13 protein-coding genes and 1 pseudogene are annotated in these 15,399 nt (G+C 47.8%); 8 read left to right on the top strand and 6 right to left on the bottom strand.

Annotated elements, in window-relative coordinates; translation table 11 throughout:
• Window positions 1-98 precede the first annotated feature (98 nt).
• The 6 genes from BM082_RS19825 (at window position 99) to BM082_RS19800 (ending at window position 7,526) form a co-directional block, all read left to right on the top strand.
• On the top strand, window positions 99-1,376 hold the full coding sequence (locus BM082_RS19825; RefSeq protein WP_241810483.1) for an Hpt domain-containing protein: 1,278 nt from the start codon (window positions 99-101) through the stop codon (window positions 1,374-1,376).
• Between the two features lie 10 nt (window positions 1,377-1,386).
• The gene (locus BM082_RS19820) at window positions 1,387-3,885 is read left to right on the top strand and encodes a hybrid sensor histidine kinase/response regulator (RefSeq protein WP_017012783.1); all 2,499 of its coding nucleotides are present in this window, start codon (window positions 1,387-1,389) and stop codon (window positions 3,883-3,885) included.
• An 85-nt stretch (window positions 3,886-3,970) separates the two neighbouring features.
• Complete coding sequence (locus tag BM082_RS19815) at window positions 3,971-4,300, top strand: nitrous oxide-stimulated promoter family protein (RefSeq protein ID WP_017007684.1); 330 nt, start codon at window positions 3,971-3,973, stop codon at window positions 4,298-4,300.
• 229 nt (window positions 4,301-4,529) lie between these two features.
• The gene (locus BM082_RS19810) at window positions 4,530-5,516 is read left to right on the top strand and encodes a TRAP transporter substrate-binding protein (protein WP_017007683.1); all 987 of its coding nucleotides are present in this window, start codon (window positions 4,530-4,532) and stop codon (window positions 5,514-5,516) included.
• 52 nt (window positions 5,517-5,568) lie between these two features.
• Window positions 5,569-6,126: a TRAP transporter small permease gene (locus tag BM082_RS19805; RefSeq protein WP_017012785.1), complete on the top strand. Its 558-nt coding sequence runs from the start codon at window positions 5,569-5,571 to the stop codon at window positions 6,124-6,126.
• A complete protein-coding gene (locus tag BM082_RS19800; RefSeq protein ID WP_017012786.1) occupies window positions 6,123-7,526 on the top strand; it encodes a TRAP transporter large permease in 1,404 nt (467 codons plus the stop codon). Before BM082_RS19805 ends, BM082_RS19800 begins: the two co-directional genes overlap by 4 nt.
• A gap of 112 nt (window positions 7,527-7,638) precedes the next feature.
• Here the strand turns inward: BM082_RS19800 and BM082_RS19795 are convergent, their stop codons facing one another.
• From BM082_RS19795 to nhaC, 4 genes and pseudogenes are all read right to left on the bottom strand, one after another.
• On the bottom strand, window positions 7,639-8,763 hold the full coding sequence (locus BM082_RS19795) for a M20 family metallopeptidase (RefSeq protein WP_017012787.1): 1,125 nt from the start codon (window positions 8,761-8,763) through the stop codon (window positions 7,639-7,641).
• A 78-nt stretch (window positions 8,764-8,841) separates the two neighbouring features.
• The gene (locus tag BM082_RS19790) at window positions 8,842-9,303 is read right to left on the bottom strand and encodes a YjiG family protein (protein ID WP_017007679.1); all 462 of its coding nucleotides are present in this window, start codon (window positions 9,301-9,303) and stop codon (window positions 8,842-8,844) included.
• Window positions 9,303-10,028, bottom strand: a complete 726-nt coding sequence (locus BM082_RS19785) for a nucleoside recognition domain-containing protein (RefSeq protein WP_017012788.1) — start codon at window positions 10,026-10,028, stop codon at window positions 9,303-9,305. Before BM082_RS19785 ends, BM082_RS19790 begins: the two co-directional genes overlap by 1 nt.
• Before the next feature lie 271 nt (window positions 10,029-10,299).
• Window positions 10,300-11,766, bottom strand: a pseudogene (nhaC, locus tag BM082_RS19780) (Na+/H+ antiporter NhaC); the annotation flags it as partial.
• 675 nt (window positions 11,767-12,441) lie between these two features.
• On the opposite strand from nhaC, the gene asd reads away from it, so the two are divergent.
• Window positions 12,442-13,560: an aspartate-semialdehyde dehydrogenase gene (asd, locus tag BM082_RS19775; RefSeq protein ID WP_074928336.1), complete on the top strand. Its 1,119-nt coding sequence runs from the start codon at window positions 12,442-12,444 to the stop codon at window positions 13,558-13,560.
• 212 nt (window positions 13,561-13,772) lie between these two features.
• Here the strand turns inward: asd and sodB are convergent, their stop codons facing one another.
• Complete coding sequence (gene sodB, locus BM082_RS19770; protein ID WP_017007675.1) at window positions 13,773-14,357, bottom strand: superoxide dismutase [Fe]; 585 nt, start codon at window positions 14,355-14,357, stop codon at window positions 13,773-13,775.
• 259 nt (window positions 14,358-14,616) lie between these two features.
• Here sodB and grxD point away from each other — a divergent pair, with 259 nt between their 5' ends.
• Window positions 14,617-14,946 (top strand): Grx4 family monothiol glutaredoxin, encoded by a 330-nt coding sequence (gene grxD / locus BM082_RS19765; protein WP_017007674.1) that lies wholly within the window; start codon window positions 14,617-14,619, stop codon window positions 14,944-14,946.
• A 57-nt stretch (window positions 14,947-15,003) separates the two neighbouring features.
• Here grxD and BM082_RS19760 read toward each other — a convergent pair.
• A partial coding sequence (locus BM082_RS19760; protein ID WP_074928334.1) for an integrase core domain-containing protein occupies window positions 15,004-15,399 on the bottom strand: 396 nt, incomplete at its 5' end.

Genomic DNA, 15,399 nt, shown 5'->3' with positions numbered 1-15,399 from the left:
ATATCTAGAAAAGCTTACATAGTTAGTTTTAGCGCTGGCAGATTAATGGTTTAGGCAGTGAACAACACACAAGCTTAAGCTTTTTTAAAGGAACTCCTGTGATATCAAAGTTATCCATGTTCGCCTTGAACAGTCGGAAAAAAACAAGAAACAGCCAACGTCTTCAACTGAGTCGGCTTTCGATGTTGGTATGGGTGCTTTTTTTCATCTCTTTTTTCTACGCGATGGCGACCTACAAAGAGATGTACCACGTTAAAGAACACGCGACACATGTTGTGAAGCTCAATAACGCGGCGCAGCAGTTACGACAAGCCGTGTCGGCCTCAATGCTCAATCAGAAAATTGAGCTCTCGAACATTGAAAAAGAAATCCAACATTTTCGTTATCTGCTGCTGCAGACCAAATCCCACACGATTGACGATCAGTGGAGCGATATTCAAAGCACCTTGTTAGATGCTGATGCATTTGCGGAAGATGTGGATAATCTGCTCGCCTCCATCTACTCAGTCGCGAATGTGACCAAGAAACTTAAACAACTCTCCGAATCAGAAATCAGTGTCGATCAACAATTGTTGTATCAAAGTATTAGTAGCTACCTACTTTATGAATTGCACGGGCTAAATGATTCCGGAACAACCCGCCGTGCAGACCGTTTTAATGAATACATTGCTACGTTAGAGGCCATGCTTGCTGAGCGTTCAAGTAAGCCTGCGAGTGTTGAGGTTTATGCCTTATATACCGGTCTAGAGCGGTTGAATCAGCAGTTGGAAAACGTTGATAGCATTATGAATCATCGTTTCGTTAGAGCGATGACGCAACAGCAAACCTATTGGACGACGCAGGTCATCGCGTTGTTAGATCGCACATTACTGCTGTTCGGCATCGCGTTTTTGTTTCTCGCTGCGCAGGTTCTTGTTCGTTATAAACTCGAAAGATTGTCGACCAATTTCTCGCGAAAAATGCCACCGGTATCATCCGAAGATATTGGCTTTATTCAAAACGATGCGGTGCAGTACGACCAGTCTGTGTTTGAAATCGAGAACTTGATGGAGCAACTAGAGGGCGACACTGATGCTATTGATGCCGTTCTCGGCATGTTTGTCGAAGAGCATAAAACGGACGGCGAGAAACTTCAGACGTTTGCAAAAAACGACGATGTAGAAGGTACGCGCGGATTGATCCACAGCATGAAAGGGGTCTCGGGTAATATTGGCGCGTATGCGATGCAGCATTTTTGTATCCAGCTTGAAAAAACGCTGTCAGCGGGCGAATCACCCGACAAGCGTGCGGTTGAACAATTCGACCAATTGTTAGCACTTACTATCAAAGACGTGCTGAGCGAGATGGAAAACCTGAATAAAATGACCACTTCCTGAGGCTCAATCCGTGTTTAAAAATGATATTCCGTGGTACAAAACGATCAGCATTAAAGCATTATGGATACTCGGGCTTATGCTGGCGGTTATGGTGGTATCCATTGTGTATGTGCTTGAAACCACGGGTGACAGTATGGTGCGTGACGGCGCCAATCAGCGGGTTGAAGCGCAGGTCGAAACCGTTGCGCAAAGCCTCGGACAGCTCTCAAATAATATTGGAACTGTGGCCCTTACCATTGCCGATATTCTGTCAGTCGATGATACGGAAGCCCAAATTGAACAAAAGCTTGCGACGCTGCTGAGCAATGCGAACATCAAGAATGTGGTCGCAAGTGGTGGCTTCTGGCCTGAACCGTACCTCTATAATCCGTCAAAAGCGAAAGCATCGGTGTTTATCGCCTTTAACGAGGACGGGTCCTATCGACGCGTATCCGATTACAACGATGCATCTGCGCGTCCTTATCAAATAGAAGAGTGGTACGCGCCAGCACGTTGGTCTGTGCCAGGCTCAGCGTATTGGTCTCGTGCTTACATCGACCCTTACACGCAAGAACCTATGGTGACGTGCAGTGTGCCTATTTACGCTGAAGGCGTTTTCTTTGGTGTTGTCACCATTGATGTGCGGTTGGCTGAACTTCAGGCATTTTTAACCCGCAGTGGACAAAAACTCGGCGGCTACCTTGCCATGTTTGACCGAAGTGGACGCTTAATGTCAGACGCAGAATCGGTGACGCAAGGGAGCCCAAAATTTGGGCCATTGCCCACTGCGCGTGAAATTGCTGCTAGCGAGCCGCAGTTTTCTGAGCTTGCTTTAGTCATCAGTGTTGCAACGCAAGGTGACCACCTTGTGCGCCAAAGCAACCATAAGCTGCAAACCTTAGCGAAATCCATGGTGCAAGCGTCACCAGACATTGATATTGGCTATGCGTTGTCAATTGCGTCGGAAATGGTTCCTGATGAATCATTGTTTCAAGGCTCTGAAAGGCTCTTTACGCACCGTCTTCAAAACGATCCCATGCTTCAAGAGCCAACCTTGGTTTTTGGTCGCATTTTACCCGCGTCAAACTGGATGCTTGTCGGTGCGCTCCCTGAACGTTTATTGCTGGTAGAGGCGACAACATTAAAGAATGATTTGTTTTTTGCGATGGCATTGGTTGGCATTTTGCTAGTCGGTGTGACGTATGCGGCGATTCATTTTTATGTTGTCAGGCCTATGGCGAAAGTGCGTCTTGCGCTGATCGAACAGCGCGGTGATGGGCCTTTTTCTCCGATTGATTACACAGAACAAGATGAGTTGGGCATGTTGGTATGCGAGTTTAACGACATCAGTACCGATCTTGTGGATGCGCGGGAAAAAGCGTTAGACGCGGCGCGCGCCAAGCAATTGTTTCTTGCCAATATCAGCCATGAAATTCGAACGCCAATGAACGGGATTCTTGGTGCGACCACTTTGATGCAAGACGAGCCGATGACGGGGAAGCAGGCAGAGTATTTGTCAGTGATTGCTCACTCTTCTCGCGGTTTGATGTCACTCATCAATAACATTCTTGATTTCAGTAAGATGGAATCCAATCACCTAAAACTGGAAGAAGCGCCTTTCGACTTAGAACAAGTCGGGCGCTATGTGCATGATCTGATGCTGCCAACGATCAAAGACAAGCATCAACTCTGCTTTGAATATGAGTTTGATGAGCACTGTCCGCGCCGTTTTATGGGGGATGCACACCGTATTGAACAAGTGATATTGAACTTGGTGTCTAATGCACTGAAATTCACCGAGAACGGCTTGGTGAAATTGAAAATTGGTGTCAGTAAGCAAGGTGGTTTGTATTCCGGTGTCGTGGTACGCGTAACCGACACAGGGGTAGGTATTCCCTCTGACAAGTACAAATTGATATTTGATGAATTCCAGCAAGCGGATGCATCAACCACGCGTCGATTTGGTGGTTCAGGCCTCGGTCTCGCTATTACAAAGCAACTGGTTGATCTGATGGGTGGAGACATTTCAATTGCGAGCAAGGTTGGGCGGGGTAGCCAATTTGATGTTTCCCTGCCGCTTCAAATAGAGGACGATGTGTCGAACGAAACGGCGCAGGCATTGATAAGCCAACACTTAGATGCTTTCTCAGGAAAACAGTGCTTGCTGGTGGAAGACAATGCCATTAACTGTATGATTGCAGAGAAAATGCTGTCTAAACTTGGCTTTTCTATTGATATCGCAAGGGACGGTGTGGTGGCGCTCGAAAAAGCAGCATTACGCAGTTACGACATCATTTTCATGGATATTCAAATGCCGCGAATGGACGGGTTAGAGGCCACACGCCAAATTCGAGCATCGCAAAATATAAATCAAAGTACGCCGATTGTGGCGATGACGGCGAACGTGCTGAAAGATGATATTTGGCGTTGTATCAGTAATGGCATGCAAGGACACATAGGAAAACCGTTGCGTGAAAACGACATATACGCAGCATGCGTTAAAACCATGTCTCATGAATTTGAATCGTAAATTGAAGGCAAAGTCATCGATATCGAGCAATTAACTTGATCTGGGTCAATGGTTTTTCGCCACGCGCGAGCAAAATAGCGCGCCTATGAATACTGTATCTGTAACGTCAACCCAACGACGCCAGCCTCTGTGGCTCGTTCGCGCGATGACGACATATTATTGCAAGCACATTCACCGTGGCAGCCAACTTTGTCCTCAGTGTTCCGCCTTGATTGCCTTTGAAGAAGCACGATACTCCCAGTGTGCAACACAAATGGGAAATGCGTCTTGTCGTGAGTGTCAGCGTCAATGTTATCCTGATGCGAAGCGACTGGAAATCAATCACATTGTTCGATGGGCAGAGCCGAAAATTCGCTGGCGTATCCCGTTCATCATCGCTCGCCATTACATGCATGGCCTTTTCCAACCGCATTAAACTCAGCGCCACGTAACGGTTCGGCGTGCGTCTTCTTTGTCTTCTTTCTTAGAATGGGAAATGGGTGGAAATTCACCCCTTTCCCAATTTCGATCTCTCAAATTTGTTTTTGAATTGTTAATTAAATGTTTAAAGCATTTAACCCTCTTCCTCCTTGCGCTACTGATTAAAAGGAAAGCAAACATTCTCTGTGTGAATGTTTATCAAACGAGGAAGAAGAGGACATTCTATGAAAAACCTTCAGAAGATGGTTTCCGCCATCACACTGTGTGTGGGCATGGTTGCTGGTGCACAAGCGGCACCTGACACGATCAAATTCTCCCATGTGGTGGCTGAGAACACACCCAAAGGCCAAATGGCACTCAAGTTTAGAGATCTTGTGGCTGAGCGCATCGGTGACAAATACGTGGTTGAGGTTTACCCCAATTCACAACTGTTTGGTGACGGCAAAGAAATGGAAGCGCTGATCCTTGGAGACATACAATTTATTGCCCCCTCTCTCTCTAAATTCTCCAAATACACCAAACAACTCCAGATTTATGATCTCCCATTCCTGTTCAAAGACATGGCGGCGGTTGATCGCTTTCAACGTAGCGAAGCGGGTCAAGCATTGCTGAATTCGGTGCAAGGCAAAGGGCTGACGGGACTTGGGTATTTGCACAATGGTTTAAAGCAATTGTCAGCGAACGATCCACTGCGCGTGCCTTCGGATGCAGATGGGAAAAAATTTCGCATCATGAGCTCTGACGTGCTGGCTGCACAGTTCGAAGCGGTCGATGCTGTGCCGCTGAAAAAGCCGTTTTCCGAAGTGTTTACCTTGCTGCAAACACGCGCGATCGATGGTCAGGAAAATACGTGGTCAAACATCTATTCGAAGAAATTCTTTGAAGTTCAGCCTTACATCACTGAGTCCAATCACGGCGTGTTGGATTACATGGTGACGACTTCGAATGAGTTTTGGTCTGGCTTGCCTGACGCTGATCGAGATGTGCTAAAAAAAGCGTTGGATGAAGCCGTGGCGCACGGTAATCAGATCGCCAATGAAAAAGGCATGAAAGATCGCCAAAACATCATCGACTCTGGGCGTAGCCAAGTGATCACGCTGACTGATGCAGAGCGCCAGCAATGGGTTGAAGTCATGAAACCTGTTTGGGGTGAGTTCCAAGAACAAATTGGTCAATCGCTGATTGACGCTGCTGTTGCCTCAAACCAGTAAGTTGTTTTAGCCCGACCTAACACGTCGGGCTTTTTGATGTTTGGAGTAGAACATGGTTCAGTTTTTACACCGCTTTGAAGAAGCCGGCATCGGCTTGTTGTTGGTGGCGATGACCTTGTTGGTGTTTTTCGAAGTGATATTGCGATTCTTCTTTAACGAAGGGCTGCTGTGGGCTCAAGAGCTTACTTTGTACATGTCAGCATGGTTGGTGTTGATGGGCGCGTCGTGGGGCTTACGTGAAGGTGCACACATCGGTGTGGATGCTTTGGTGAAGCATTTGCCTACTGGCACGCAAAAGGTTGTTACCTTGATTGCGCTCGGCGGGTGCTTGGCTTATTGCGGGCTCTTTTTGTATGGGTCTTGGATTTACCTCAGCAAAATGAGAATGATCGGCATTGAAATGGAAGACATGCCGATTGAGAAGTGGAAAGCCATGTCATGTCTGGTCTTGGGTTTTGCACTGTTAGCGCTTCGCGTATTTAGCTTGGGATACGAAGTCTGGACAGGAAAACGTGCTGGGTTTGGTTTCATTGATGAAGCGAAGGAAAGCATGCATTTGGCACAGGAACTGGAAGCTGAATATGACGCCAAAGAGGGGCAAAACAAATGACCATTGCAGCACTGTTTGGATTGCTTTTTCTTTGTATGTTCATAGGGATGCCCATTGCGATTGCACTCGGTTTGTCGAGTGTGGCAACGATTTTGATGTTTTCAAATGACTCATTGGCATCCATTGCCTTGAAGTTGTTTGAGGCCACCAGTGAACACTACACCTTATTGGCCATTCCTTTTTTCATTCTTTCTTCGGCGTTTCTCTCAACGGGGGGTGTAGCAAGGCGTCTGATCAATTTTGCCATTGATTCAGTGGGTCATGTGAAAGGTGGCCTCGCCATGGCGTCTGTTATGGCCTGTATGCTGTTTGCGGCGGTGTCTGGCAGTTCTCCTGCTACAGTGGCCGCTATCGGTTCTATCGTCATTGTGGGCATGGTGAAAGCCGGATACCCCAAAGCATTTGCAGCGGGTGTTATCGCCAATGCGGGCACCTTGGGTATTTTGATTCCACCTTCTATCGTGATGTTGGTGTATGCCGCAGCAACGGAAGTGTCAGCGTCACGCATGTTTATGGCGGGCTTTATTCCTGGTTTGATGATGGGCGGTATTCTGATGCTGGCTATCTACATCGTTGCGCGTATTAAAGGCTTACCTTCTCAGCCGTTTCCGGGTGTGGGTGCGTTAATGCACTCAGGGCTTCGCGCCTTGGGTGGCCTGATGCTGATTATCATCGTGCTTGGCTCGATTTACGGCGGTGTCGCCAGCCCGACGGAGGCGGCTTCGGTGGCGGCGGTGTACGCGTGGCTTGTCAGTGTGTGGGGCTATCGCGATATTGGTCCACTCAAAGATGTGCCTTGGCGTCGTGATGGTGAAGGCACGGTAAGCATGTTGCTGAGAAACCTGGTTTCACTGCCGATGGTGATGGTGAAGTCATTTACCGACAAAGAAGTGAGCCATGTGGTTCGTGATGCTTCGAAAGTCAGCATCATGCTGCTGTTCATTATCGCGAATGCGATGTTGTTCGCCCATGTGCTCACCACTGAGCGTATTCCTCATACCATTGCGGAAACCATTGTGGCGTGGGGATTACCGGCTTGGGGCTTCTTGATCGTGGTGAACATCCTGCTATTGATTGCGGGTAACTTCATGGAACCATCGGCTATCTTGCTGATCATGGCTCCGATCTTGTTCCCTATCGCGATGCAGCTTGGTATTGACCCGATTCATTTGGGCATCATCATGGTGGTGAACATGGAAATAGGCATGTTAACGCCGCCGGTGGGGCTGAATTTGTTTGTGACCGCGGGGATTACGGGGGAAAGCATGGGGTGGGCGATACGTGCCGCGTTGCCTTGGCTTGGTCTGCTGTTGATCTTCCTGATTCTGATCACCTACATTCCGCAGATATCGCTGTTCTTACCGGATTACCTCGATTCACTTCGAGGGTATAAATCCTGATGTAGCGACCAGAGATAACGAAAAGGGGCGAATTCGCCCCTTTTTATTTGTACGTTAGCTTACGTCAAATCTGCGTTGGAGCAGGGTGAGCGTATTGGCCGACGGAGAATACTTATTTCGCCAATTTCTCAAGCACTGCTTTCAGTAGCTTGATGCGTGGTTCAATAGAGTGAAGCTCAAGGTATTCTGCGTCACTGTGGAAGCCTGCACCGATAGGGCCTAAACCATCAAGGGTGGGTACACCCAATACTGCGGTTAGGTTGGCATCAGAGCCGCCGCCCACTTCCTGCCAAGTGATGTCGATACCCAGATCGTTTCCGGTTTCTTCGATCATCGCCATAAGGCTTTCGGTTTTGCTTGTTGGTGCCATTGCAGGTTTGGTCGCTTCACGCACCAACGATACGGTGACGCCATCAACGAACGGGGTTTCTGTTAATGCGCGGATTTTGCTGTCTACGAGCGCATATTCATCGTTGTCCCAGAAACGCACGTCAACGACCGCTTCTGCGTGTTGTGGAGCAATGTTCGCACCGTCGCCGCCGTTCACAACGCCTACGTTCAGGGTGGTGCCTGTTTCGAAGTCCGTCATCGCGTTCAAGGCTAGGATCCAATGCGCCATTTCAGTGATTGCACTGCGGCCATTTTGAGGTTCGTTACCTGCGTGTGCCGCTTTGCCGTGGAACGTCATTCTGTAACGCGCCATGCCTTTGCGTGCTTTTACCAATGAGCCATCAGCACGTGCAGCTTCTGCAACCAGCACGTGGCGTGCATCTTTCGCCACGGATTTCAGCCATGCTTCTGAGTGCAGAGAGCCAATCTCTTCGTCTGGGTTCATGCAAACACAGATAGACAACGCATCACGAACACTCACATCCAGATCACGCAGTGCGTATACCACGTTCAGAAGGCCTGACTTCATGTCTGAAACGCCTGGGCCGTATGCACGGTTTTCATCGTTGCTCATTGGGCGGTCAGCCGCTGTCCCCACTGGGAATACGGTATCCATGTGACCAATCAACATCACATCAATGTGTTCTGCTTCAGGCTTGTTGCGGATCTCAAGACCCATGCCAGCAATACCACAATCAACACGCTTGATGTTCCATCCGCCCATGTCTTCGTATTTTTCGGCGATGATGTTGGCAATCACTTCGATGCCTTCAACCGTCAATGTGCCGCAATCTACATTGATCAGGGGGCGTAGTTCTTCTAAATAGGTGCTCAGAGAAAAGTTCATAGCAACTCCGGAAATCCGTTTGGAAAGCAACGCCGAGCCTTTATTGAATAAGAAAGTGCTCGGCGTGAGAGAAAAGCGTTAAACCAGAATGTTCATCACCAACATTGCGCCAAGGGCATTGATCACTGAGATGATAACCATGGCTGGGATGTAGCGGCCTTCAGTACCTATTGGGCCAAGGATGCGGCCAAGGTATTGAACTTGTGAACCCATGAGGTAAATAGCAGGAGCAAGAATGGCAATGTGTTCGCCATTTAGGATGCCTTGGTCAAACAGGCTAATCACCACGCCCACTGCGCCACCCATCGACATCCACGCGCCGATAAGCACAGCGGCCGCTTCACCAGGAAGGCCGAACACTGCCATGACAGGAGAGAACAAGGTGCCCATCAGATCCAGTGCGCCGGTGATTTGAAGCGCTTTGATGATCACGAACGCCATCAGAACGTTTGGTACGGTTGACGTTGTTGCGATGTTCCAGCCTTTTTTAGCGCCTTCTACGAAAATGTCCGTCACCATCGGCTTTTTTGCTTCAGTCATTATGCTTTCTCCTCGGTTAGCGCGTTGCCGGTTTTGTCTTCTTTGCCTTCAGTGATGTTCAAGTAAACGCGGAACAGGTTTGCGCCCACGAATTTGAATACGAACATCACGGCAACCGCGAGACCGATAGAAGAAGAAACTGCCAAAGAGCCGTCCATCAGTGTCAGGGTGAACAGCACCGCGCCTGATGAGAAGAAGTTCACGATCGCTGCACCTGCAGAGAATTGGAACATGGTGAAAATATCCGCTTCACGCTTGGTGAGGTGGCCTTCATCTTTTAGCTGACGGGTCATGGCTGCACCCGCATCGGTACTTTGCAGCGATGCAATCAAAGCAAGACCTGTGTTACCAGGGATGTTCATCAGTGGACGAAGCAGTGGCGTAAGCAGTTTACGCGCTGCATCCAGTGCGCCGTAGTGCTCTAGTACGTTGATCATACCCAGTGCGAACATCACGGTAGGGATCAGCGTTAGGGCGAACAGGAAGCCGTCACGAGCACCGCTACCGCCTTTACCACGCATAGAAGTGGTTGCAGCTTGGATGCCATCAGCGGTTTCGTTAACGCCATAAACAACGCTACCGAAAGAACCGTTCAATGTGGTGAAGTCAAAAACGCCATACCATTCGTTAGATTGGAGTAATCCTGAAAAGAAAACGACGGCGAAGGCGAGGGCAAAGTAACTACCGATAGTAACTTTGCGAGTTTGCTCGCTAGGAGTGCTCATAGATACCTCTTTGGGCTAAGTGTGTTTGCGTATGCAAAATGAAATCTGCCCCCATTCTCTTCTGCGAGGGATTCCGCACTTTGATTGGGGTCAATATGTGCTACTGAATGGTGGGGAATTCGCGTGGTGCAATGTTGAATATGTGATCGTGATCTACTATCAGTAGCAGCGTCGGGAAGGCTAAGATTTTCTGCTAAAACAAGGATGTAAACACCTTTCGAGAGATGTAAAAAAGGCAGCGTTCGCTGCCTTTAGAAAGGGGATGTTGAGATTACGCTTTTTGCAGTGCTGCAGCGCCTTCTAGGCTTGCGTTATCGGATGCCACTTCGTGTTGTTGGTTTGGTTCAACAGGGTCCACAAACCAACCAAGGTAAGAGGTCACAATGGTCACGATAATACACACGAAGCTCAGCCACATGAACGGTGCATAAGACAGGGTTGCAACACCCAAAATGCTCGCCATGTAAATACCGTTATCACTCCAAGGCACCATACCGGATGTGAGTGTGCCGCCGAACTCTGCATTACGAGAAAGGTTCTTACGGTGGTAACCAATGCGGTCATAGTTTTTCGCACAAATCTTAGGTGTCAGAATCAAAGACACGTACATGGCCGAACCAAACACGTTACCAAGGAATGCGGTACCAATGGTTGAGGTAGCAAGGCTGCCCGCAGAATTCACTTTGCGCTCGAAAATCTTCGCGATGGTTTCAAGTACACCCACCTTGTCTAGCAGGCCACCAAAGCCCAGACCGAACACAATCACAGCCACTGAACCGAGCATAGATTCCATGCCGCCGCGGTTTAAGATGGCATCAATGAAGCTCACACCCGACTCAATTTGGAACGGTGCCCATGCCGTGTTGATTGCGGCAAGAGGGTTCATGTCTTGCACCACGATAGCCCACACGATACCCAAAACAGAACCAAGAGAAATCACAGGGAACGAAGGTAGACGGAGAGCCAAAAGCACTAACACAATCGCCACTGGGATAAAGGACATTGGTGAAATCACGAATTGTTTGTCCATCGCGGCAATCACGTCACTCACTTGCGCCATGTCAACATTGCCAGCGTAGTGCAGGCCAAGTGCAGTGAACAAAATACCCGTGATGATGTAACTGATCAGAGCGATTGGCAGCATGCCTTTGATGTGTTCAACGATTTCGACACCAGACATAGAAGAAGCAAGGATCACCGAGTCAGAAAGCGGAGACAGTTTGTCGCCAAAGTAACAGCCTGACAGCACAGCGCCCGCTGTGACGGGTGCAGGAACGCCAAGACCTTGGCCAATGCCCATCATTGCGATACCCGCAGTACCTGCTGCACCCCATGATGTACCCGTCGCCAGCGCCGTTAATGAACAAATGATCATGGTGGCGGCGAGGAAGATAGAAGGGTGAATGGCATTCAAGCCGTAATAGATGATGGTTGGAACGATACCGCCCGCAATCCAGGTGCCGACAAGTGCGCCGACCGCCAGAAGGATCAAGACCGCTCCTAAGCCATTTGCAATGCCGTTGGTGGCCGCTTTTTCAAGATCTTTGTACTGATGGCCAAGCTTAATGCCAAGGCCGATGATCAAGAACCAACCAATGTACAGCGCCAATTGAATAGGTAAGTTAAGTTTGGCGGTAAAGGAGAATGCCAACAACAGGAACAGACCGAGCGCCATGAATACTTGGAACAAAGAAGGAAGTTGCACCGAGCGATTTTTCATATATGAAACCTTTCTTGAGAGTCGGGCCCGTGTCGGTTCCTTCCGGTGAAATACATAACCAAGTCACGTCAAAATGAACGTCTGTGCGCATCAATATCGCGCTCTAACGTCTCTTTCTCTGACATCGTAGACATCATTACCTTGAGGTCGCTTGGGTATACAAACAATCACAAACAGTGGGCTGTTATTACTACCATCCTGGCGGCGAGAGTTACTTTAGCGAAAGAGGATAGAAGAGGTGAACAAGAATTTCATTTTATGTGACTTATGCGCTCAAGGGGTTATTTTTCATGGTTTACCTGATGATATTTGTATGGATATGGTTAATTTGAGTGATTTAAATGCGGTTAAGATGTGTTTCTGAAATGTGTGTGTAAATGTAAATGTGCAGCATTTGAGATGGTTAAACTGCAATGTTTTGGCTCTAAACGTCGTTTTGGTTGGTATGTATAGGTGTTTTTATCTCTATGCGAATGAGAGGAAGATCGTAAAAATCATCTTTTGGTTACTTCGGTTCGTTTTAATGTCATCACTTCCATAATGAAACGTTTAAATTTGGTTGGAAGCCTGTTCAATGCAGGCAGGCTGAGATTTTTCTCGTGCTTAGGCAAAAAGATGCAGTTTTTGCTTGTTATTTGTGTCGTTAATTTTCAAGATAAGTGGAGAAATTTAAAACAAGGAGTGTGAGAGCGAATGAAAAGAGTAGGGTTAGTAGGCTGGCGCGGTATGGTGGGTTCTGTACTGATGCAGCGCATGGTAGAAGAGCGTGATTTCGATGTTATCGAGCCGGTTTTTTATAGCACCTCTCAAATTGGCATCCCTGCGCCAAACTATGGCAAAGATGCAGGTCTTCTAGAAGATGCCTTTAATATCGAAAGTCTAAAAACATTGGACGTTGTTATTACCTGTCAAGGTGGTAGCTATACCGAAGAAGTGTATCCAAAACTACTGGCCGCTGGCTGGAAGGGATATTGGATTGATGCCGCATCAACACTTCGTATGAAAGAAGACAGCATCATTACGCTGGATCCTGTCAACTTTAAGCAAATCCAAGAAGGCATTCACAAGGGGACGAAAACCTATGTGGGTGGTAACTGTACTGTCAGCTTGATGCTGATGGCGGTGGGTGGCCTTTACAAAGAAGGTCTGGTTGAGTGGATGACCGCGCAAACGTACCAAGCAGCATCTGGTGCTGGTGCGAAAAACATGCGCGAATTGATCAGCCAAATGGGCGTGATCAATGATGCAGTGAGCCTTGATCTGGCAAACCCTGCAACATCCATCTTGGATATCGACCGTAAAGTGGCTGAAACGCTGCGCTCTTCAAGTTTCCCGACTTCAGAATTTGGTGCGCCATTGGCGGGTTCTTTGATCCCTTGGATCGACGTGAAACGTGAAAACGGTCAAAGCAAGGAAGAGTGGAAAGGCACCGTTGAAACGAACAAGATCCTTGGTCTTGAAAGCAACCCAGTACCGATTGATGGTACGTGTGTTCGCATTGGTGCAATGCGCTGTCACAGCCAAGCACTCACGTTGAAGTTGAAGAAGAACGTTCCTTTGGACGAAATCGAAGGCATCATCGCTGCGCATAATGACTGGGTCAAAGTGATCCCGAATGAGCGTGACATTACGCTGCAAGAGCTGTCTCCTGCAAAAGTAACAGGAACCTTGTCTGTGCCTGTAGGTCGTCTTCGTAAGATGGCGATGGGCGATGACTTCTTGAATGCGTTCACTGTCGGTGACCAATTGCTGTGGGGTGCTGCAGAGCCTCTACGCCGCACACTTCGCATTATTCTTGCTGAAGTGTCGTAACACTGCGTTTAACGCCAGTTGAAATCTTAAGACCTAAAACAAAGCCGCTGATCATCAGCGGCTTTTTTGTGACAGACGTTTTTGGCATCTTAGTTTCTAGTTTCTAGTTTCTAGTTTCTAGTTTCTAGTTTCTCGGTGAACGACAAGCAAAAAATACCCCGCCGAAGCGAGGTATTTCATTCACACCCAAGGGTGCGAAGAGAACCGAGAGATTACGCTGCTAGGTTTTGAGCAACGAATTCCCAGTTAACCAATGCCCAGAATGCGTTCATGTAGTCTGGACGTAGGTTACGGAAATCGATGTAGTAAGCGTGTTCCCACAGGTCAACAGTCAGAAGAGGTGTAACACCTTCTTCAGTCAGTGGCGTGCCTGCGTTTGACGTGTTTACGATATCGAGAGAACCGTCAGCTTTTTTCACCAACCAAGTCCAAGAAGAACCGAAGTTGTTGATTGCTGAATCAGTGAATTTCGCTTTGAATTCTTCGAATGAACCGAATGCTTTCGCGATTGCATCAGCAACATCACCTGTTGGCTCACCGCCGCCATTTGGGCTTAGGCAGTGCCAGTAGAACGTGTGGTTCCAGATTTGTGCTGCGTTATTGAATACACCGCCAGTAGAGGTCTTGATGATCTCTTCCAGAGATTTGCTCTCAAGCTCAGTACCTTCAACTAGGCCGTTAAGCTTAACAACGTAAGTGTTGTGGTGCTTACCGTAGTGGTATTCCAAAGTCTCTTGAGAGATGTGCGGCTCAAGTGCATTTTTTTCGTAAGGAAGAGCTGGTAGTTGAAATGCCATTACTCGATTCTCCATGATGGGTGGGGTTGCCCCCTGACATTATTGCTTCCTGTAGATTTGTCTTACACTTTAGGTAACTAAATTGTCGACGTTTCTACTTATAGACTGACTGCAAAACAGTTTAGCAAGTTTTTACTTTATTAAAAGAATAATTTTAAAAAAAGCGGCTGAATATGTCCTTACAGTTTTTAGGCATTTTTTTCCGCGCTTTTCCCAGTTAATATGAACGAAGTCATCACACTTGGTGTTCGAGGAAGTAATGGAAACTATTGATAAAATCAAACAGCAGATCGAAGAAAATGCGATCCTGCTTTATATGAAAGGCTCACCCAAGCTACCTAGCTGTGGCTTTTCGTCGCAAACTAGCCAAGCGCTGATGGCGTGCGGTGAAAAATTTGCGTACGTAGATATTCTGCAAAATCCAGACATTCGTGCCGAGTTGCCAATTTATGCAGAATGGCCGACCTTCCCTCAACTATGGGTTGAAGGTGAACTGATCGGTGGTTGTGACATCGTACTGGAAATGTTCCAGAAAGGTGAGCTTCAGCCTATCATCAAAGATGCGGCAATGCGCCGTGATGCGGAATAAAACCTCGCCGTTTTTAACGCAATGATTCTGACCCGTCCTGATATGGGTTGACACTTTCTAAGCATAAAACGCCTGATGGACTTCATCGGGCGTTTTGTATTTTAACGCAGCGTGTGGCCGTCTTTGATTGTAGATATCTACGGACTCTGCCACCATCTTTCTCGCCTCCTCTAAATCACGTGGTTTGATAAGTAAGTACTCGTTCTTCAATATGCCATTCACTCGTTCAGCCAACGCATTCTGGTAACAATCATACCCATCCGTCATTGAGCACATCACGTCATGTTGCTTATGAATACGTTGATATTCGTCTGAGCAATACTGCACCCCTCGGTCAGAGTGATGAACTAACAGGCTATCAGCCCTGCGCTGTTTCAGAGCATGGGTGAATGCGCGTTTAACCGTCGATGCTTTCATGTTGTCATCTAAGTGGAACCCCATGATTTTTCTCGA

Source organism: Enterovibrio norvegicus DSM 15893, from assembly GCF_900115495.1.
Lineage (GTDB): Bacteria > Pseudomonadota > Gammaproteobacteria > Enterobacterales > Vibrionaceae > Enterovibrio > Enterovibrio norvegicus.
This window is presented reverse-complemented; position numbering and strand designations above follow the sequence as displayed.

Excerpts from the sequence above, each read along its gene's own strand:
- BM082_RS19810 (WP_017007683.1), top strand. The coding sequence starts at position 4,530 with ATGAAAAACCTTCAGAAGATGGTTTCCGCCATCACACTGTGTGTGGGC.
- BM082_RS19805 (WP_017012785.1), top strand. The coding sequence starts at position 5,569 with ATGGTTCAGTTTTTACACCGCTTTGAAGAAGCCGGCATCGGCTTGTTG.
- asd (WP_074928336.1), top strand. The coding sequence starts at position 12,442 with ATGAAAAGAGTAGGGTTAGTAGGCTGGCGCGGTATGGTGGGTTCTGTA.
- BM082_RS19800 (WP_017012786.1), top strand. The coding sequence starts at position 6,123 with ATGACCATTGCAGCACTGTTTGGATTGCTTTTTCTTTGTATGTTCATA.
- BM082_RS19815 (WP_017007684.1), top strand. The coding sequence starts at position 3,971 with ATGAATACTGTATCTGTAACGTCAACCCAACGACGCCAGCCTCTGTGG.
- BM082_RS19785 (WP_017012788.1), bottom strand. The coding sequence starts at position 10,028 with ATGAGCACTCCTAGCGAGCAAACTCGCAAAGTTACTATCGGTAGTTAC.
- grxD (WP_017007674.1), top strand. The coding sequence starts at position 14,617 with ATGGAAACTATTGATAAAATCAAACAGCAGATCGAAGAAAATGCGATC.
- BM082_RS19790 (WP_017007679.1), bottom strand. The coding sequence starts at position 9,303 with ATGACTGAAGCAAAAAAGCCGATGGTGACGGACATTTTCGTAGAAGGC.
- BM082_RS19795 (WP_017012787.1), bottom strand. The coding sequence starts at position 8,763 with ATGAACTTTTCTCTGAGCACCTATTTAGAAGAACTACGCCCCCTGATC.
- sodB (WP_017007675.1), bottom strand. The coding sequence starts at position 14,357 with ATGGCATTTCAACTACCAGCTCTTCCTTACGAAAAAAATGCACTTGAG.